The organism is Eudoraea chungangensis (assembly GCF_029360665.1).
Taxonomy (GTDB): domain Bacteria; phylum Bacteroidota; class Bacteroidia; order Flavobacteriales; family Flavobacteriaceae; genus Eudoraea; species Eudoraea chungangensis.
In genome coordinates, this window is sequence record NZ_JARDUB010000003.1 from 625,777 (window position 1) to 644,866 (window position 19,090).

At 37.6% G+C, this 19,090-nt stretch carries 17 protein-coding genes; 6 read left to right on the top strand and 11 right to left on the bottom strand.

The window, feature by feature from the left end; translation table 11 throughout:
* Positions 1 to 3: 3 nt before the first annotated feature.
* Both PXG98_RS09660 and PXG98_RS09665 read left to right on the top strand, forming a co-directional pair.
* Positions 4 to 534, top strand: a complete 531-nt coding sequence (locus PXG98_RS09660; RefSeq protein ID WP_276390790.1) for a class I SAM-dependent methyltransferase — start codon at positions 4 to 6, stop codon at positions 532 to 534.
* Between the two features lie 25 nt (positions 535 to 559).
* Positions 560 to 1,411: a glycosyltransferase family 2 protein gene (locus PXG98_RS09665; RefSeq protein WP_276390641.1), complete on the top strand. Its 852-nt coding sequence runs from the start codon at positions 560 to 562 to the stop codon at positions 1,409 to 1,411.
* On the opposite strand, the gene pafA is transcribed toward PXG98_RS09665, so the two are convergent.
* Positions 1,403 to 3,085 carry an alkaline phosphatase PafA gene (pafA, locus tag PXG98_RS09670; protein WP_338150233.1) on the bottom strand — a complete coding sequence of 561 codons (1,683 nt, stop codon included), beginning with the start codon at positions 3,083 to 3,085 and terminating at the stop codon, positions 1,403 to 1,405. The two genes, PXG98_RS09665 and pafA, sit on opposite strands and share 9 nt — an antisense overlap.
* A gap of 113 nt (positions 3,086 to 3,198) precedes the next feature.
* Between pafA and PXG98_RS09675 the strand changes: the two genes are divergently transcribed.
* Complete coding sequence (locus PXG98_RS09675) at positions 3,199 to 3,936, top strand: MlaE family ABC transporter permease (RefSeq protein WP_276390642.1); 738 nt, start codon at positions 3,199 to 3,201, stop codon at positions 3,934 to 3,936.
* On the top strand, positions 3,936 to 4,703 hold the full coding sequence (locus tag PXG98_RS09680; RefSeq protein WP_276390643.1) for an ABC transporter ATP-binding protein: 768 nt from the start codon (positions 3,936 to 3,938) through the stop codon (positions 4,701 to 4,703). The genes PXG98_RS09675 and PXG98_RS09680 overlap by 1 nt, the downstream gene beginning before the upstream one ends.
* Here PXG98_RS09680 and PXG98_RS09685 read toward each other — a convergent pair.
* The 9 genes from PXG98_RS09685 to porV all read right to left on the bottom strand — a co-directional run bounded on the left by PXG98_RS09685 (position 4,700) and on the right by porV (position 14,302).
* A complete protein-coding gene (locus PXG98_RS09685; RefSeq protein ID WP_276390645.1) occupies positions 4,700 to 6,160 on the bottom strand; it encodes a DUF389 domain-containing protein in 1,461 nt (486 codons plus the stop codon). The two genes, PXG98_RS09680 and PXG98_RS09685, sit on opposite strands and share 4 nt — an antisense overlap.
* A gap of 3 nt (positions 6,161 to 6,163) precedes the next feature.
* Complete coding sequence (locus tag PXG98_RS09690) at positions 6,164 to 7,249, bottom strand: mannose-1-phosphate guanylyltransferase (RefSeq protein WP_276390647.1); 1,086 nt, start codon at positions 7,247 to 7,249, stop codon at positions 6,164 to 6,166.
* Positions 7,250 to 7,849, bottom strand: coding sequence for a SprT-like domain-containing protein (locus PXG98_RS09695; protein WP_276390648.1), 600 nt, complete (start codon positions 7,847 to 7,849; stop codon positions 7,250 to 7,252). It lies immediately after the preceding gene.
* A 182-nt stretch (positions 7,850 to 8,031) separates the two neighbouring features.
* Positions 8,032 to 8,712, bottom strand: a complete 681-nt coding sequence (locus PXG98_RS09700; protein WP_276390650.1) for an SDR family NAD(P)-dependent oxidoreductase — start codon at positions 8,710 to 8,712, stop codon at positions 8,032 to 8,034.
* Complete coding sequence (locus PXG98_RS09705; protein ID WP_276390651.1) at positions 8,713 to 9,654, bottom strand: M28 family metallopeptidase; 942 nt, start codon at positions 9,652 to 9,654, stop codon at positions 8,713 to 8,715.
* 84 nt (positions 9,655 to 9,738) lie between these two features.
* Positions 9,739 to 11,367: a pyruvate dehydrogenase complex dihydrolipoamide acetyltransferase gene (locus PXG98_RS09710; RefSeq protein ID WP_276390653.1), complete on the bottom strand. Its 1,629-nt coding sequence runs from the start codon at positions 11,365 to 11,367 to the stop codon at positions 9,739 to 9,741.
* A gap of 4 nt (positions 11,368 to 11,371) precedes the next feature.
* The gene (gene pdhA, locus PXG98_RS09715; RefSeq protein ID WP_276390655.1) at positions 11,372 to 12,370 is read right to left on the bottom strand and encodes a pyruvate dehydrogenase (acetyl-transferring) E1 component subunit alpha; all 999 of its coding nucleotides are present in this window, start codon (positions 12,368 to 12,370) and stop codon (positions 11,372 to 11,374) included.
* A gap of 173 nt (positions 12,371 to 12,543) precedes the next feature.
* Positions 12,544 to 13,029: a cytidine deaminase gene (gene cdd / locus PXG98_RS09720; protein ID WP_276390657.1), complete on the bottom strand. Its 486-nt coding sequence runs from the start codon at positions 13,027 to 13,029 to the stop codon at positions 12,544 to 12,546.
* Positions 13,030 to 13,150: 121 nt separating this feature from the next.
* Positions 13,151 to 14,302, bottom strand: coding sequence for a type IX secretion system outer membrane channel protein PorV (gene porV, locus PXG98_RS09725; RefSeq protein ID WP_276390794.1), 1,152 nt, complete (start codon positions 14,300 to 14,302; stop codon positions 13,151 to 13,153).
* A gap of 455 nt (positions 14,303 to 14,757) precedes the next feature.
* On the opposite strand from porV, the gene gldJ reads away from it, so the two are divergent.
* Both gldJ and PXG98_RS09735 read left to right on the top strand, forming a co-directional pair.
* On the top strand, positions 14,758 to 16,431 hold the full coding sequence (gene gldJ / locus PXG98_RS09730; RefSeq protein WP_276390659.1) for a gliding motility lipoprotein GldJ: 1,674 nt from the start codon (positions 14,758 to 14,760) through the stop codon (positions 16,429 to 16,431).
* A gap of 66 nt (positions 16,432 to 16,497) precedes the next feature.
* Positions 16,498 to 17,772, top strand: coding sequence for a UDP-N-acetylmuramoyl-tripeptide--D-alanyl-D-alanine ligase (locus tag PXG98_RS09735; RefSeq protein ID WP_276390661.1), 1,275 nt, complete (start codon positions 16,498 to 16,500; stop codon positions 17,770 to 17,772).
* Between the two features lie 302 nt (positions 17,773 to 18,074).
* Here the strand turns inward: PXG98_RS09735 and PXG98_RS09740 are convergent, their stop codons facing one another.
* Positions 18,075 to 18,947: an alpha/beta fold hydrolase gene (locus PXG98_RS09740; protein ID WP_276390662.1), complete on the bottom strand. Its 873-nt coding sequence runs from the start codon at positions 18,945 to 18,947 to the stop codon at positions 18,075 to 18,077.
* Between the last annotated feature and the right edge of the window lie 143 nt (positions 18,948 to 19,090).

Here is a 19,090-nt window from a genome sequence, read left to right on the forward strand (position 1 = left end):
AATATGTACGAAAAAACCTATCCCAGTAAAAGGTATATAAATACACTGGAATTTCTACAAAAACATATTTCGAAAGACGAAACCATTCTCGATCTAGGCGTGAACAATCCCTTTTCCGAGTTAATGAAGGCAAATGGTTATGTGGTTACCAATACCAATGGAGAAGACTTAGACCTGGAGTTCAGCAGAGTTACCAAAGGAACGGAAGATGTTGTAACCGCCTTTGAAATATTTGAGCATATGCTGGCTCCATTTAATGTCTTAAGGGCAGTTAGGTCTAATAAATTAGTAGTGAGTATTCCGTTAAAACTATGGTTTGCCTCTGCCTACAGAAGTAAAACTGATCCCTGGGATAGACATTATCACGAATTTGAAGCCTGGCAATTCGATTGGCTGTTAGAAAAATCTGGCTGGAGAATAATAGATAGATCTACATTTACAAACCCAGTTAAAAAATTAGGTATCAGACCGCTATTACGATTATTTACCCCAAGATATTACTTAGTCTACGCCGAGAGAAAAAAGAAAGATTAAAAAACACTCACAATTACAACTCGTTTTGAGATATTTCATTGTTATCTGCGCGCATAATGAAGAAGAGTTTTTAGAACAGACTTTAAAGTCTGTTCTAGATCAAAGCATATTACCACAACAAGCAGTGGTCGTAAACGACAACTCTGTAGACAATACAGAAGGTATTATTGATCTTTTTGCAACTGAGTCCGCAGTCATTCACAAAATTAATCACAATTCTACGGAATTGCATATGCCTGGATCCAAGGTGATCGATGCCTTTTATGCTGGCTTATCTGTCATTCCAAAAGAGTACGACTTTATAGTAAAGCTAGACGCAGACATCATTTTACCCGAGAATTATTTTGAAAAAATTATTGAACTAATCCGGTCCAATCCAAAAGCCGGAATCCTGGGAGGATTTGCATATGAAGCAGATAACCATGGAAGTTGGGTGCTAAACCACCCAATGAACAAAGATCACGTCAGGGGAGCTTTTAAAGCATATACAAAAAACTGTTTTACAGCAATAGGTGGATTAAAAAAGGCCATGGGATGGGATACTGTAGATGAACTTTTGGCAAGATATCACGGGTTTACCGTCATCACCGATGCAAGTCTAAAAATAAAACACCTAAGACCGTTAGGTAGCTCCTATTCCAAAAAGGCCAGGTATTTACAAGGAAAGGCCATGTATAGAATGCGCTATGGTTTTGTTTTAACAGCCTTATCCTCTCTAAAGATGGCTTTCGCCCGTAAGAAAGTTGCTCTCTTTATGGACAGTATTAGTGGGTATTTTATGGCTAGCAAAGACAAAACTTCATTTTTAGTAGATAGTGATGAAGGTGCTTACATACGAAAATACCGTTGGAACTCTATCCGGAACAAGCTATTCTAAGGCCTTTACCACCGGTTCTCCAGTACTCCCATTAGGAAATGCAATACCCAAAAGAACAGCTATCGTAGGAGCAATATCAGTTATTTCAGTTCTTTCAATAGTTGCACCTTGAAGGATTCCCTTCCCATATAATATCAATGGAACATGAGTATCATATATATTAGAAGACCCATGGGTAGATCCTGTTTTGCTATAGTCAATATATCCAGTATTTGGCACTAGCATTATATCCCCTGATCGCATTCTATTGTATCCATTTTGTAGTATATACGGCAGTCCCTTGGTAAATTCCCCGTTTTGTAGTTGGTATGCTGTATAGACATTACGATAATGCCCTTGTTTTAAGAGCTCTTCCGCCAAAGAAGACTGCACTTCTTGAAGAGATAAATCCAGATTCTTTATAACCATATGATCTAAAAATATCTGATTATTGGAAACGTTCCTAATGAGCTCTGCAGCCCCATACGTATACTTTATATTTTCTTTCAGAGACTTTATCGCCGTTTGTTTATTCAAATACCCAGCTGGGATTTTATTATCTTCTAAAAATGCCGGAACATGTACTGCTCCATGATCTGCTGTTAAGAAAACGGTATAATTACCCTCACCAACTCCTTCATCTAAATAGTCTAAAAGGCGAATCAATTCCCCATCCAAACGCATATAAGTATCTTGGACTTCTTTAGAATTAACGCCATATTTATGCCCAACATAATCCGTACTTGAATAGGATATGGCTAAAAAGTCTGTGATCTGATCCTTCCCCAGATTTTCTGCCTCAATGGCCGCCAAAGCAAAATCGGTAGTTATACTATTTCCATATGGGGTACTTCTTAATATATTATAATCGCCGTTTGCATTCCAAATTTCATCTAGATTATGAGGAAATATCGGTGCCTTTTCCTCTTTAAAAACACCCTCGTACTTTGTATTATCCGGACCACTTTCTACATACGAATTAATATCTTCCAAGGTTGTCCAAGCTTTTTTATACTGGGAAACACTTCCTGCCTGATTAAAGGTCTGTACCCAATCAGGAAGCTTATTCATGTAATAGGAACTACTTATCCATCTGCCATCTTTTCCTCCTTCAAACCAATATGCAGCATTAGCTGTATGTCCGCCCGGTAATACGGCACCCCTATCTTTAAGTGCAATCGAAATAACTTTAGATCGCATTTGACTATGCAATCTTAATTGATCCGTTACAGTACTGACTAACATACGTCCTGGCGACATTTTCCCTGCTTCAGAAGATGAACCTATTGTATTGTATGCAGGATCCCCTGCACAATACACAGATTCCCCTGAAAGCTTATCGTACCAATTGTTACCTATAACCCCGTGAACAGAAGGAGTTGTTCCGGTATAAATAGATGCATGCCCTGGACCTGTACTGGTAGGAGCATAGTTATAATGGTTATTCTTACAATTAAAACCACCGTTTACCAATCGCTTAAATCCCCCATCCTGAAACCGGTTCCAATACCTAGTTAAATAGTCATAACGCATCTGATCCACCACAATACCAACCATTAGTTTAGGCTGAGTGTATAGGGAAACCTTATCGGGCAAAACTTCAGATTTTTTTGACTTTCGCTGGCCTTGAACTGTAGTGATACACAAAAGCAAGCATATGAACGAGAAAGAAAGAAAAGAAAGTCTAAAAGGCATAAATACAATATTAATTAGTCAAAAATACTTAATTAAAGTTTTTAAAATATGAAATCAAGGTCAAATCAATGCTAATATTACTATTTTTACGATTAGAATCGCAGAACGTTTTCATGGGATATTTAGCGTCAATTGGGAATTACTCTATTATGGTCAAAGAGGTTTTTAAAAAACCAACCAAATGGTCGATCATGAAGAATTTAATTCTAAAGGAGATAGACGAGTTAATCTATGGTTCGTTAGGGATAATAATATTTATTTCAATTTTTATTGGTGGAGTTGTTGCCATTCAAACGGCTCTAAACATGACCAATCCACTTATTCCAAAAAATTTAATTGGTTTCGCTACTAGACAATCCGTAATCTTAGAATTTGCCCCGACCTTTACTTCTATTATCATGGCGGGTAAAGTAGGCTCTTATATCACTTCTAGTATTGGCACCATGCGAGTTACAGAGCAAATAGATGCCCTGGAGGTAATGGGCGTAAATTCCTTAAACTACCTTATTTTTCCAAAAATAATTGCCATGCTTTTTTATCCTTTTGCCATAGCCATAGCCATGTATTTAGGTGTTTTGGGAGGTTTAATTGCAAATGTAATGGGAGAACATAGTACCACAGCAGAATTTATTGAGGGAATACAAATAGATTTTATCCCTTTTCATGTCACTTATTCATTTATTAAAACTTTGGTATTTGCTTTTTTAATTGCTACTATTCCCTCTTTCCATGGGTATTATATGAAAGGTGGAGCTTTAGACGTAGGAAAAGCCAGTACTACTTCGTTTGTTTGGACTAGTGTGGCAATAATTATTGCAAACTTTGTACTGACACAACTATTACTTGGCTGATGATTGAAGTTAATAATTTACATAAATCATTTGGAGAAACCCATGTTTTAAAAGGGATTACCACTTCCTTTGAAAAGGGTAAAACCAATTTGATCATTGGACAAAGTGGCTCGGGTAAGACGGTTTTTCTTAAATGCCTCTTAGGCCTTTTAATTCCGGATGAAGGAGAGATAATCTATGATGGTCGTTTTCTCTCCAAATTATCCATTACCGACAAAAGAGATCTTAGACAAGAAATTGGGATGGTTTTTCAAGGGAGTGCCCTCTTCGATTCTATGACGGTAGAAGAAAATGTAATGTTCCCACTAGATATGTTTACCAAGCAGGCGAAATCTGAAATGGAGGATCGCGTTAATGAAGTATTAATGCGGGTAAATCTAGAAGAGGCAAAAGATAAATTCCCATCAGAAATATCTGGGGGCATGCAGAAAAGAGTAGCCATCGCCAGAGCTATCGTGATGAAGCCCAAATACCTCTTTTGTGATGAGCCTAATTCGGGATTAGATCCCAAAACCGCCATCCTTATAGACAATCTGATTCAGGAATTAACCCAGGAAAACGATATTATTACGGTGATAAATAGTCATGATATGAATTCCGTCATGGAAATTGGGGAGAAAATTGTTTTTCTAAAAAACGGCCTCAAAGAGTGGGAAGGCACAAATAAAGAGATTTTTAAAACCGACAATAAAGCGGTGACTGATTTTGTTTATTCTTCCGAATTATTCAAAAAAGTAAGGCAAATGTATATTGAAGAGCGTAACTAAGACTGCCGCTGTTTTACCTGTGCCTTTTTATCATTAATTCGCAGTTTTAACCATTCTTGCAACTTTTCACTATCTTTTCTCACCTCTCGCTTTTTCGCTCCTTTTTTCCACACTACTTCAAAAATGGGAATAGTGTCCATTTTATTAAAATCTGTCACCAAGGTATAGGCGAATCCTAGACTTTCTAAATTTTCATAATTGGCCTTTGCCTCGGCACTTATCTGTTGAAAAGGTACTTGTCTGGTTGTTAGCTTACTAAGTTTGGCAATTTCATTTTCAAGCAACCTTATTCTTTCATCTTTGTTTTGGATTTCCACTTTTTTGGATTCATATAGTTCAGTAATGTAATTAAACTTCTCTTCAGAATCATCTCTTCCCCCCTGAACTATTTTCATTTCTGTATTCTTCAATCTGCTGTAGGTATTCTTCTTGGCAATCCAGGTTTCAATTACGTTGCTAGGTATCTCCTCATTACCCATACAAACAATTTCTATATTAGAGGTTCCCTTTCTGCTATAATTGATTTGGGTTAGATTATCCAAAAACCTTCCTTGTCCTTGAAATTTATAGGCCCCAATAGTAGTATTAACCAAGTCTTGTGCCTGCACCATAAATCGGGATTGCTCAAAAACATTGTAAAAAGTTATTATCGCCGGGATCATCACCAATACTGCAACCAAAGACGCTATTCTTGCGAAAATCATTCGTTTCTTAGAATTCACATACCTAACCATAGGAAAGCGCAAAAACTTGAGAACAATGACGGTGGCTAGGGCTATAAAAATGGTGTTGATGGTAAAAAGGTAAATAGCTCCTAAAGCGTATTCCATATTCCCAATTGCAAGACCAAAGCCAACGGTACAAAGAGGTGGCATCAAAGCGGTAGCAATAGCAACTCCGAATATTACTGTTGCCACAGTTCCTCTCTTTGCCCTGGCTATAACTAATGCAAAACCACCAAAAAAAGCAATAAGTACGTCTCTTATATCCGGCGCTGTACGCGCTAGAAGTTCAGAAGATTCGTCGCGGAGTGGGAAAAAAGTAAAAAACAAATAGGCAGTCAGAATACTGATAACTACCATTACAACAAAATTCTTTAAAGATCTTCTTAAGGTATCAATATCATTGATAGCAATAGACATCCCAATTCCCAGAATTGGTCCCATTAGGGGTGAAATAAGCATGGCTCCAATTACCACTGCAGTAGAATTGGCATTTAATCCAACCGAAGCAATAAAAATTGAACAAATCAATATCCATATGGTATGGCCCTTAAATGGAATATCGGCAATTATCGCAGCCTTGGTAGCTTCTTGATCCGTATCATTTCTAATATTAAGTAATTCCCATAAAAACTTTCTAGCGCTTCCTAAAAAACCCTGAAAGTCTTTTTGAACCTTTTCTCTGCTCTCTTTGGTTTCTTCTGATTGCAGGTCTTTTTGTTGTTCGTCTTTCATAACTTAGGTATAGTCTTCTCCAAAAGTAGTTTTCACTTTGGCCAAAATCTTTTTTATGTCCTGTTCTTTAGACTTAGGATAGATCATTAACACATCATCCTTGTCCACAATAATATAATCTGATATCCCATCAATAACAGCAACTTTGTTCTTTGGCAGGCGTATCATATTACCACTTGCGTCTTCTGTTAGAACTTGGCCATTTACTATGGCATTGTTCTGAGCGTCTTTCTGCAATTTATCAAATAACGAGCCCCATGTGCCAAGATCATTCCAATCAAAAGTTGCCGGTATTACATAGATAGTCTTTGCCTTTTCTAATATTGCATAATCTATAGAGACGTCCTCTGCTTTAGGGTAACTTTCTTCTATAAATGGGGCTTCCTCAGCTGTATTAAAAACTTCCATGCCTTGTACAAGTAAATTATAAATGTCTAATTGGTACTGTCGAAACTCTTCTAAAATAGTAGCGACACTCCAAATAAAAATACCCGCATTCCAGAGAAAATTACCTTGATCCAAAAACAACTTGGCGGTTTCATAATCCGGTTTTTCTCTGAATCGCTCTACCGGGTAAAAACCACTATCGAGCATTTTTTCGCGATATTCTATATAACCAAATCCGGTATTTGGAAAGCTAGGTCTTATCCCCAAAGTACAAATTGCACCCGGTTGAAGGGCCTGTTTAAAACTACTTAAAATATTTCTTTCAAACTCCTGCTCATCCTCAATCCAATGATCGCATGGGGCAACAATCATTAGAGCATCTGGATTTAATTTATGAACCTTTAATGCCGCATAGAGTATACATGGAGCAGTATTTCGCATTACTGGTTCCAATACCACCTGCGAAGCCGTTATCATTGGTAGCTGTTGCAAACATAAATCCTTGTATTTCCTGTTGGTAAGTATTAGAATATTCTCAGCAGGAATAAAACGATTTAAACGGGCAAAGGTTTTCTGAATTAAGGTATCCCCGGTGCCCAGCATATCGTGGAACTGTTTGGGGTAGTTTTTTGTGCTAACTGGCCAAAATCTTGAACCAACTCCACCTGCCATTAAAACGGCATAAAAATTACTGTTGTTCATCTATTCTTTTATTAATTCTACTTCGGCATGGGGTTGAAACAGATATACCCTGCCTGTTTTTAGTTCCACACACTGGATTCTTTTTACCTTTTTTAAACCTCTCCTAAAGAGTTTCCCATTGTAAAGTCTAAATATACTGCCATAAGGTAGTTCAAAAACAGGAATTAAATCGGATGGCAAATCATATTTTTTAAGAGCTAGGGCCAAAAGTGTATCTGTACTACTACTAGCTTTTGGGTTCTTAAAATGTCTGGCAATTAACGGCAAAAGGCTGTTTGGAAAAATCTCAGGTCTTATAAAGGGTAGCATAAGACTTTGGAAGGTCCGTTTCCATTCTAATCCATGTGGTTTAATATGCCTTCCATATTGCTCAAAAGCCATTAAATGAGCTACCTCATGGACTAAAGTGATTAAGAACCTATACTTATTTGGGCTAGAATTAATGGTAATTTGATGAGTTCCATCCGGCATTCTCCTGTAGTCTCCATGTCTTGTAACTCTCTGATTTACGATTTTTAAATGAACTCCATTTATCTTTACCAGTTCTAAACATGGGTTAACAGCATACTCGGGAAGATAGGAATGTAAGGCGTTATCCATTATATATCTAGCTAAAATTTATCCATCTTTCTAAATTAGTCTCAAGCCATTCTCTTTCAGCGTATACTTCCCTTTCCATAACTTAAAAATACTTTATTCTTATAACAAAGCTGACCCTCAGATTATAACTCTAATGGAGTCCTATTGGCAAATGAGAAACGCTATTGGACCTACTAGGCAATCTAAGGAGTACTCTTACTCACTGGTAAGAGTTTACCGTTGTAATACCTATGTCCATTTAATGCAAATTCCATGATATAAACCGCCATTTCAACAGCTGTTAAGGGAGCTTTGTATCCTGGAAAAGCTTCTTCTAACATCTCCGTTTGAACAGCACCTAAGGCAAGAACATTAAAAGAAGGGCCTGTCTCTTTAAATTCTTCTGCCCATAATTCTGTTAGGGTAATTACAGCAGCCTTACTAGAACTATAAGCCGCAAGTCCCGGAAACTTAGCGCTCCCCTGCACTCCTCCCATAGAACTAATCGTTACCACATGTCCTGTTTTTGACATGAATGGCAGAATCCTTCTGGTTACTTCTGCTACTCCAAAAACATTAACTTTATATATTGCCTCAAAATCTATAGAAGAAGTATCCAGAAATGGTTTATTTAACAACTTCCCGGCATTATTAATGAGTATATCTACCGTTTTCCATTCTTTCGCAATATATTCTATCAAATAGTCTACGTCTTCAGACTTGGAAATATCAAAAGGAAAAGTCTCAATATTTGGATTAGCTAAAGACTTAACAGGAACAACATTCCTGGAAATAGCCAAAACCTTGTTCCCTTCCTGTGCAAACTTTTGTGCCAATTGAAAACCTACGCCACGACTACAACCAGTTATAACTACTCTTTTCATTTAATTATATTTTATCTCCCTGTTCTCAGCATTTGTAATCTTTTCTACTACGGGAATCATTTTATTAATAACATTAGTCATATGCTCAAAATCCATAAGCTCAACCTCGTCCCCGGGTTGATGATAAAAATTAAAATTGGTAAAATCAAAGGATGAAAATGTCTGGGAGGGTGCATTAAAAACATTGTGAAATGGAAAATTATCAGACCTCTGAAAAAGACTGAACTCTTTTGCTTTCGGTAAAAAGCCTACAACTTTCTCACCGGCATAGCCATTGCCTACAGCGGCAAGATTTGATCGTTCATATCCGGATAAGTACAGCAGGTAGTCTTTATCTACCATTGGCACGCCAATCATTTCAAAATTAAGCATCACATACAGATCCAAATTTTGGCCTTTGAGTTTTTGCGCAAGATGTTTTGAGCCCAACAGTCCCTTTTCTTCAGCACTAAATAACACAAAAAGCATGCTTCGTTTATTACTCTTGGTCTTACCGAAATATTTCGCCATTTCCAAAACAGCGGTAGTTCCTGAAGCATTGTCGTTTGCTCCATTTGCTATTTGATCTTCTATGGCAGTGGTATCTACCCCTATATGATCATAATGGGCCCCAATAATAATGAATTCGTTTCTCAGGGATTTATCCTTCCCTTTAAGGTAACCTACTATATTATAGGCTGGTTGTTCATAGTTCGTCAAGGTATCTTTGTAAGTTTCAAAAAATGGCTTTACACCATTCGTCTTAAAAATCTGCTCGGTAAAAGTAGCCGCCTTTTCTATTCCATCAGAACCAGTATCTCTCCCCTGAAGTGCATCAGAGGCCAAAAAATTCATATCCACTGCTACTTCCTCCTTTGAGGTGTAATACAGTTCTTTATTTTTTTTAAAAGATCCGCAGGCGGTAAATAATACTAGAAACAAAATTATACTGCTGTATTTCATATAAGTGTTTTTAAAGTAAAAGGCATCCAAAAATATGGATGCCTCTGTTTATTTTAGTTATAATACATGTAAATCAATAGGCATTTAGGCCAACATGGTAACTGGATTCTCTAAATAGGATCTTAGAGTCTGTAAAAATTGAGCTCCAGTAGCCCCGTCTACTGTTCGATGATCGCAAGCAAGGCTAACTTTCATAGTACTACCCACGACAATTTCACCGTTTTTAACCACTGGTTTATCAATTATCGCCCCAACGGATAAAATAGCAGAATTGGGCTGGTTTATAATGGAAGTGAACTCCAAAATACCAAACATCCCTAAATTAGATACTGTAAAAGTACTCCCCTCCATTTCGGCCGGAGTAAGCTTTTTTATTCTGGCACGTCCGGCTAAATCTTTCACCTGAGCACCAATCTGAGTTAGGCTTAGCTGATCTGTAAACTTCAATACCGGAACTACCAATCCATCCTCAACTGCTACTGCAACCCCGACATGGATGTGTTGATTATATCTTGTGGTGTCGCCATTCCAACTTGTGTTAACCTGAGGATGTTTCTTTAGTGCCATAGCACAAGCCTTAACAACCATATCGTTAAAAGATATTTTAGTATCAGGTAGTCCATTAATCTGAACCCTAGAAGCCTTGGCATTATCCATATCTACCTCAATCATCAGGTAATAATGAGGAGCCGTAAATTTAGATTCGCTAAGTCTTTTCGCAATAACCTTGCGCATTTGAGAATTTTTCACTTCTTCGAAATGCTCTTCTCCAACAGCTAAAACTGACTGCTGCACTACTGGAGTTGTTTCTCCTTTAGTTGGACTTTCTCCTACTTCTCGGACAGAGGCTGCGACGGGTTTGTAATTTTCTATATCACGCTTAACAATTCTCCCTTGATCTCCAGAACCTTGTACCTCCTTTAGATTGATTCCCTTTTCTTCAGCAATTTTTCGCGCTAGCGGAGAAACAAAAATTCGTTGCCCTTCTGCTACCGTCTTAGTTTCAAGAGTTTCTGTATTCTCTACCGCCGTTTCTTTGGCAGGCAGATTGTCGCTGGCTTTGGAAGCCTCTTCGGTTTTGGGCTTTGCGTTTAAGACAGAATCTACATCTGTACCTTTTGGCCCTATTATCGCCAACACTTCATCTACAGGAGCCGACTCTCCCTCCTTAATTCCAATGTAAAGAAGATGTCCGGCATAAAAAGATTCAAACTCCATTGTTGCCTTATCCGTCTCTATTTCCGCAAGAATATCACCTTCTTCTACCTCATCGCCAACTTGCTTTAACCAAGTAGCCACAGTACCTTCCTCCATGGTATCACTTAAACGTGGCATTTTAATAATCTCCACATCGTCGGGAATAGAAACTTCAGCTTGGGAAGTACTTACCACTACTTCAGCCGGCTCGGGAACTGTTGCTTCTTCAACTGCCTGAGTACTTGATCCTCCTGAGATTAGACCAGTAATGTCCTCCCCTTCCTCACCAATAATGGCTAATAATGTATCCACAGGAGCTCCGTCACCTTCAGGAATTCCAATATGGAGGAGTGTTCCTTCATGAAACGACTCGAATTCCATAGTAGCCTTATCTGTTTCAATTTCGGCTAGAATATCCCCCTCCTCAATTTTATCTCCAACATTTTTTAGCCATTTAGCAACGGTACCTTCTTCCATGGTATCGCTTAATCTGGGCATATTAATAACTTCGGCCATTTACTTATATTTTATGTTCAATAAAGGGATAGTCTTCCTGTTCATATACCATATCGTATAGTTGTTCCACCGGAGGGTAGTCAGATTCTTCTGCAAACTTCTCACACTCCTTAACCAGGTTCTTTACACGATCATTGATTTCCTTAATCTCCTCTTCAGTGGCATACTTCTTATCCTGAATCACATCAAGAACTTGAGTTATAGGATCAATCTTTTTATACTCTTCAACTTCTTCTTTCGTCCTGTAATGCTGTGCATCCGACATGGAATGACCTCTGTATCGATAGGTTTTCATTTCTAAAAATGTAGGCCCCCCCCCACTTCTTGCTCTTTCTATAGCCTTGCTCATTGCCTCAGCAACTACGACGGGGTCCATCCCATCTACAGGAGCGCAAGGCATTTCATATCCCAGTCCAAGTTTCCATATATCAGTCGTATAAGCAGTCCGTGCTACAGAAGTACCCATTGCATAGCCATTGTTCTCACATATAAATACCACTGGTAATTGCCAAAGCATTGCTAAATTAAAAGTCTCGTGGAGCGATCCTTGTCTTACTGCTCCATCACCCATATAACAAAGTGTAACAGAATCTCTTTTAAAATATTTATCCGCATAGGCCAGGCCTGCGCCTAGAGGTATTTGGCCTCCAACAATACCATGGCCTCCATAAAATCTGTGTTCTTTTGAAAAAATATGCATAGATCCTCCCATACCCTTTGAGGTCCCTGTTACCTTCCCATACAGCTCCGCCATTACCCTTTTGGGGTCTTCTCCCATACCGATAGGTTGTACGTGATTACGATAAGCCGTAATCATTCTATCCTTGGATAAATCCATGGCGTGCAATGCACCAGCCAAAACGGCTTCCTGTCCGTTATACAAATGCAAAAATCCTCTTACCTTTTGTTGGATGTAGACAGCTGCTAGCTTATCTTCAAATTTTCTCCAAAACAGCATGTCTTCATACCATTTTAAATATACCTCTTTCGTGATTTTTTTCATTAATTACGTTTCTTTTAATGTCCCTTTGGTTGATTCCCTAGGCCTCTGCTTAGAATGGATATTTTTAAAGGAAAAACAAAAATACACATTAAATCAATAGTGTAAAAAAAATGACTAAAAAGGTATTGAATAGCTTTAAATAAATATTTGATCCGCAATAAGTTATTGAAATATTATTTTAAATAACTCGATTCAAAACCCAGTGGAAGAATGTCCGCTAGTGAATTAATCTTATAAACCGGACCTGTACTTCCCATCATTAAAATACGAATAGGAGATTTTTGTTTATGCTCATACTCCGCAATTGATTGACGACAATTACCGCAAGGTGCCGCAGGTTTATTCAGAATATATAATTCAGATGCTGCGGAAATGGCGATTGCCTTTATAGCAATTCCTGGAAAACAAGCTCCTGCCTGAAATACGGCTACTCGTTCAGCACACAAACCCGAGGGATAGGATGCATTTTCTTGGTTATTACCAAGTACAACTTCTCCATTTTCCAGTAATACTGCCGCCCCAACTTTAAAACTCGAGTAGGGAGCGTACGCCTTATTCCGACTCTTAATGGCCTTCTGTAATAAGCTTTGATCTTCTAAAGGCAACTTCACCAATGATTCATATGTATACAAATCAAATGAGATAGATAACTTTTCCATAAGTAAGCCAATTGATATATAGGTAAATATACTTACAATTCTCCCAAAGAGGTGTTTCAGAAAAAATGAGCAAAAAAAAACCCGTCAATTGACGGGCATATAGGTTTTGTAATCATGTCTTTTAATCATTGTAATACTCTTCACCAAGATTAAATGTCAATGAAAAACGCAAAGTATTTTCTAACGGATTTTTTACTTGAGATGTTGCAAAAAGATAGGATAAATCTACCTGCGCAGATTTAAATTTAAAACCGGCTCCTAAAGTAAAGAACTGTCGAGCCCCTTTATTTGGACTTTCGTGAAAATAACCTGTCCTAAAGAAAAATGCGTTTTGGAACGCATACTCTGCACTCAATGCCCATGTAACCTCCTGTAATTCTTCACTTAAACCGCCTGGCGCATCTCCAAAGGATTTAAAAACTCCTTCGAACCAACCAATTTGTTGGTAAATATCGTTGTCTTCCGAATCAATTACCCCATCACCATTAAAATCTTGCGGAGTAGGAACCAATAGTTTATTAAACTCTAGGCCTAGTGCCAGAACATTGTCTTGATCGAAAATAAAGTCAAATCCACCCCCTAGACCCAGGTTGGCAGGTAGAAAGTTCTGTTGTCCTCCTTCTTCGTATTGTATTTTTCCTCCAAGATTGGAAATGTTAAAACCACCTTTCCATCGACCATCAAAACTATTGTAGGCAATTTCCCTTGATCTAAAATACCCGGCAACATCTACAGCAAACGAGCTGGCAGACTGCGAATCAACACTGCCGTCATCAGGCAGTCTTAGATTAGAGTTGATATACCTACCTCCAACAGCCATGGAGAATTGATCGCTTAATTTAAGTGAATAAGAGCCGTCAATAGCTAATTCATTTGGCTTAACAATGGTGCCGGGGTCTCCAGCAAACTGTCTAAGTTCAATTTCTCCTAAAGTAAAATAACGTAACCCAAAGGCAAATGCACTTCTATCATTGAGTTTATTATAATAACTACCGTTTAATAGGGCTATATCCGTAATGATACTTTCTAAGTATGGTGTGTAACCTATACCAATTCCCATTTTTCGCTCCGCAAATGCAAATTTGGCGGGGTTCCACTGCTGGGAAAAAGCATCAACAGAGGTTGCCACTCCCATATCAGCCAGACCACCGGCTCTAGCGTCCGCTGCGATTCTTAAAAATGGTACGGCTGTAGTGATAACCCTATCCTGGTTATCTTGGGCCGATATTTTACAAAAACCCGCCAGCAGGATTAAAACGGTCAATTTTCTCATTTTTCTCATAAAAATAGAATTAGTGCAAAAATGTATATTATTCTGTAATAATTGCTATAAAAATCGTTGAATACTTGATTAGTAACGATGATTTAAAAAATATCTTGCCTAAAGACCAACTTTATTTACATATTATACCTTAATAATAAGCTCTAATAAATAAACTTGCCACAAACAGGGTTTAGGATTCAGGAGTTTCATGAAGAATTGCCCTCTAAATTTAATTCTTATCAAAAAACAATCATGTACATACTATATAGCTAAATACAGCGTTATGTTCATGAATATTTACCGTTGAAATACCGATGGTAAGTGATCCTAAAAAATTTTAATCGGCAATAAAATATAATGTTTAAAACATCGTTTAATTAGCCGAAAGAAATACATTTTTATTTAAATATCTTATCAAATTAACGCTAGGTTAGTTTGATTTGGAACCTAAGTCCTAAATACAGATGAAAAAACAGTTGATCAAAGTTGTACTTTCTTGTGCCGTGGTAGCCGGAAGTTTTACACTAAATAGTTGTAACAAGTCTTCCTCTTCTTCTTCCAAGAATGTTTCAAGAGCAACAGGATGGAAAATCAATGCCAAAGAAGGTGGTTTTCAGTATAATTCCGACTTTAAAGAACAAGAAACCGCACCAGGTCTTGTTTTTATTGAAGGTGGAACCTTTACAAAAGGTAAAGTGCAAGATGATGTTATGCATGATTGGAATAATACGCCAACGTCACAACATGTTCAGTCTTTTTACATGGATGAAACCGAGGTTACCAATGTTATGTATTTGGAATACCTAGATTATTTAAAGGCGGTATATCCACCTGAAAATCCTAAATATGCCAATATATATAAGGGTGCCTTACCAGACACCTTAGTATGGAGGAATAGATTGGGTTTCAATGAAACAATGACCAACAACTACCTGAGACATCCGGCTTATGCTGAATATCCTGTGGTTGGTGTTAACTGGATTCAGGCTGTACAATTTGCTGAATGGAGAACAGACCGAGTAAATGAAGCGATGTTAGAAAGAGAGGGTTATTTAGCACAGGATGCCAAATACAAGGCCTTAAATGGAGATTTAGAAGGCACCTTTAGTACAGAGGCTTATTTAAATAGACCAGAATCTGTCTATGACGGACAAATTGATTCTCTTCAAGGAAAGAAAAAACAAGACTCTATTTCTTCTTTTGCTAAAAGGAGTAGTGGTATTATAATGCCAGAATACAGACTGCCTACAGAGACCGAATGGGAATACGCAGCTGCTGCCCTTCAAGGTAGTAGAGAATACAATAACTATCGAGGTAGGAAAAAGTATCCATGGGAAGGTGATTATACTAGAAATGGACAGCGTGTTGGCCGAGGAGATCAGCTTGCAAACTTTAAACAAGGTAAAGGTGACTATGGCGGAATAGCTGGATGGTCAGATGATGGTGCCGATATTACTGCAGAAGTTAAGTCTTACAAACCCAACGATCTTGGATTATATGACATGGCTGGTAATGTTGCAGAATGGGTAGCTGATGTTTACCGACCAATTGTGGATGATGAAATAAGTGATTTCAATTACTATAGAGGTAATATATATATGAAGAATGCAATAGGAGAAGATGGAAAAGTAACCGTCTTAAGGGATAGCGTTATTTTTGACACCCTACCTAATGGTAAAGTTGTAGCGGTAAATTTACCGGGAGAACTAAAAATGGTGCCAGTAGATGAAGAAGAAACGTATTTGCGTACAAATTTCTCTAGTAGTGATAATAGAGGGTATAGAGATGGAGATCCGGGTTCTTCACGATTCTTTGACAGATTTGCAGATGAAGAAGATGCAACAGCCGCAAGAAAAATGTACGACGCTCCGAAACATAAGGTAGAAAGAGACTCCTCTGGAACGCTTATCAGAGAATACGATAAGAACAATAATAGAACCAGTTTAATCAATGATGAAGTTAGGGTGTATAAAGGTGGCTCTTGGAGAGATAGAGCTTATTGGTTAGATCCTGCCCAAAGACGATTCTTACCGCAATATATGGCCACGGACTATATCGGATTTAGATGTGCAATGTCTAGAGTTGGTTCTAAGTCTAAAACAAAAAACAAAACGGTTAGAGGCAAAAAAGCCAAATAAATCTAATCCTACTAACAACCATACAGCCCCGATGATTTTCATCGGGGCTTTTTATATATTTGACACATGAACATCGAAGAACTTCACAAGCTTTTTCTACAACATCCTTCCGTGTCTACAGACACTAGAAGTATTGCTAAGGGAGGAATCTTTTTTGCTTTAAAAGGCGAGAATTTTAATGGAAATGCTTTCAGTTCTCAGGCTTTAGAAAAAGGTGCCGCCTATGCCGTCATTGACTCCCCAGAATACAAGCTAGGCAAAAAAACTATTCTTGTAAAAGATGTCTTAATAACACTGCAGGAATTGGCAACATTTCATAGGCATTATTGTGATGCGAAAATAATTGCTCTTACTGGTAGCAATGGGAAAACAACCACCAAGACATTAATCAACGCAGTTTTATCTCAAAAATATAATACCATTGCCACCCATGGAAACCTGAATAACCATATTGGTGTTCCTTTAAGTCTTTTAAGGTTAAAGGAAGAAACAGAAATTGGAATTATTGAAATGGGTGCCAATCATCAAAAAGAAATAGAATTTTTATGTGACATCGCTCAACCAGACTATGGCTATATTACTAATTTTGGAAAAGCCCATTTGGAAGGGTTCGGAGGTGTGGAAGGAGTAATAAGAGGTAAAAGTGAATTGTACACTCATATTATTGACCATAAGGGTCTGATATTTTATAACGCCGACGATCCCATCCAGGTAGAAAAGACAAGAGATTACCAGTATAAGTTTGCGTACAGCGCATCAGACAAGGCAAACTTTAGTATCAAGCTGTTAGAAGTTAATCCTTTTGTTGTTCTAAAGACCCAAGGAACTATCATAAACACCCAACTAATTGGTTCCTATAATTTTCCCAACTGCTGTGCTGCTATACTCATGGGTGAGTATTTTAAAGTTCCCTTAAAATCAATTAAAAAAGCCATTGAGGAGTATAAACCAGATAACAATAGATCTCAAATCCTCGAAACAAATGGCCATAAAATCATTTTAGATGCCTACAATGCAAACCCCAGCAGTATGGAAGTTGCCCTGGAGTATTTTAATCTATTAGACGAGCCAAATAAAACTGTTTTTCTGGGAGATATGTTCGAACTGGGAGAGGACGCAAAAATTGAACATCAAAAAATTGCAGAATTAGCCCAGTCCATGAAGTTTGATATGGTGTTTCTTATTGGAGAAAATTTCAGCAAAACCACTGTTAAACTTAAAAAATACAGTTCTTTTGAATCGCTTGCTGCCCATTTAAAAAAGTCGCCTATTACTTCTTCTACCCTACTAATAAAAGGTTCTCGAGGAATGGCTTTGGAAAAAATCCTCGACTACCTTTAGAAGCAGCAAGAAAGTGGATTGCAATTGGGTTTTTCATCTAAGAGGATATTCTTTGGGCTGATCTTAACCTCAGATTTTTATTGGTTTGATCAGCCCGAAAGAGTTTTTATTGAAAATAACCGGTTTTATGGAAAACTGTATTTCGATTATCGGTTTAACAGCCCCGGATTTATAGCTAGACCCTATTCTAAGTTTGCCAAAAAAAGTGGGAATCTAAGGGATAAAATAAATGGTTTATTCGGGTCTTTTAAGGCAGACATGGAAAGGCAAAGACATTTGTAATATCATGATTTCATACGACCTTAGAACTCGGCCCAATCCATAATCCAGTTTTCAATTAGCTTGTTCTGTTCCTTGCTGGGGACGTGTTTAGTATTTTTAAGAAGTTTACTGTTTAACAGTGTAGGAAATATTTTAGAGGCTCTGTTAAGCAACTTTTTTCCAGGAAACATAAGGTCATTCTGAGAAGCAAAAATGGTAATTGGCGTATTTATTGTTTTTGCCTTATTTCTAGTGATAACTGGTACTGGTCTAAAGTCCATTCTAAATTCTAAAAAAACTTTCGAAAGATATTTTATGGCGAACTCATCTCGTTCTGAAAAAAGCTCTGATAGAAACTTCTCAACATATTTCAACTTTTTGGTGGCCATATATCTTTTTATTGGAATAAAGACTTTGAACAAGGCCATTATGGGGTTTCCATTAACAATATAAGCTGGGGAAGTCAAAAAGACCTCTTTAATTTTACTGTCATTATATTCAAGAGTTTTCAGAATTACTAAACCTCCAAAAGAAAATCCTGCCATAGTCACCTTTTCAATTTTCAGTTGCCCAATTATTTCATCCATCCATTCTCCGTACGAATCGTCTTTCATATCTAACCTGGTTTCCGCGCTTTTATTTGGCTGGGCTAAGACATCAATGGCGTAAACACAGAATAAAGCACTCAGATTCGGGTAGGTTTCAAGGGCTATAGGAGCGCAACCATTTGACCCGTGGACAAGAATAATTGGTGGTTTTTGTTTATCTCCGGTCCTTATGACAGTTGTTTGTCCAAATCTTGTATTAACTTCTATATATTGAAATTTTATGGCAAGCTCCTTCAACTTTTGATCGTATAGATTCAAAATTTCAACTTTAGCTGTTTCTGTTTTAAAGAGTGATTGCTTAGACATAACTTGTGCGATGAGTGTACCAAGAATAAAAATGTTCTCTTACGGCTGGGAATTATAATTATATACGGAGTTTGAAATAGTATTAGGACAATTGATTGCTTTTCCGATAAAAAGATGAAACAACTGTGCTGAAAAAGAAAACT

Excerpts from the sequence above, each read along its gene's own strand:
- PXG98_RS09660 (WP_276390790.1), top strand. The coding sequence starts at position 4 with ATGTACGAAAAAACCTATCCCAGTAAAAGGTATATAAATACACTGGAA.
- pafA (WP_338150233.1), bottom strand. The coding sequence starts at position 3,085 with ATGCCTTTTAGACTTTCTTTTCTTTCTTTCTCGTTCATATGCTTGCTT.
- PXG98_RS09675 (WP_276390642.1), top strand. The coding sequence starts at position 3,199 with ATGGGATATTTAGCGTCAATTGGGAATTACTCTATTATGGTCAAAGAG.
- PXG98_RS09680 (WP_276390643.1), top strand. The coding sequence starts at position 3,936 with ATGATTGAAGTTAATAATTTACATAAATCATTTGGAGAAACCCATGTT.
- PXG98_RS09685 (WP_276390645.1), bottom strand. The coding sequence starts at position 6,160 with ATGAAAGACGAACAACAAAAAGACCTGCAATCAGAAGAAACCAAAGAG.
- PXG98_RS09690 (WP_276390647.1), bottom strand. The coding sequence starts at position 7,249 with ATGAACAACAGTAATTTTTATGCCGTTTTAATGGCAGGTGGAGTTGGT.
- PXG98_RS09695 (WP_276390648.1), bottom strand. The coding sequence starts at position 7,849 with ATGGATAACGCCTTACATTCCTATCTTCCCGAGTATGCTGTTAACCCA.
- PXG98_RS09700 (WP_276390650.1), bottom strand. The coding sequence starts at position 8,712 with ATGAAAAGAGTAGTTATAACTGGTTGTAGTCGTGGCGTAGGTTTTCAA.
- PXG98_RS09705 (WP_276390651.1), bottom strand. The coding sequence starts at position 9,654 with ATGAAATACAGCAGTATAATTTTGTTTCTAGTATTATTTACCGCCTGC.
- PXG98_RS09710 (WP_276390653.1), bottom strand. The coding sequence starts at position 11,367 with ATGGCCGAAGTTATTAATATGCCCAGATTAAGCGATACCATGGAAGAA.
- pdhA (WP_276390655.1), bottom strand. The coding sequence starts at position 12,370 with ATGAAAAAAATCACGAAAGAGGTATATTTAAAATGGTATGAAGACATG.
- cdd (WP_276390657.1), bottom strand. The coding sequence starts at position 13,029 with ATGGAAAAGTTATCTATCTCATTTGATTTGTATACATATGAATCATTG.
- porV (WP_276390794.1), bottom strand. The coding sequence starts at position 14,302 with ATGAGAAAATTGACCGTTTTAATCCTGCTGGCGGGTTTTTGTAAAATA.
- gldJ (WP_276390659.1), top strand. The coding sequence starts at position 14,758 with ATGAAAAAACAGTTGATCAAAGTTGTACTTTCTTGTGCCGTGGTAGCC.
- PXG98_RS09735 (WP_276390661.1), top strand. The coding sequence starts at position 16,498 with ATGAACATCGAAGAACTTCACAAGCTTTTTCTACAACATCCTTCCGTG.
- PXG98_RS09740 (WP_276390662.1), bottom strand. The coding sequence starts at position 18,947 with ATGTCTAAGCAATCACTCTTTAAAACAGAAACAGCTAAAGTTGAAATT.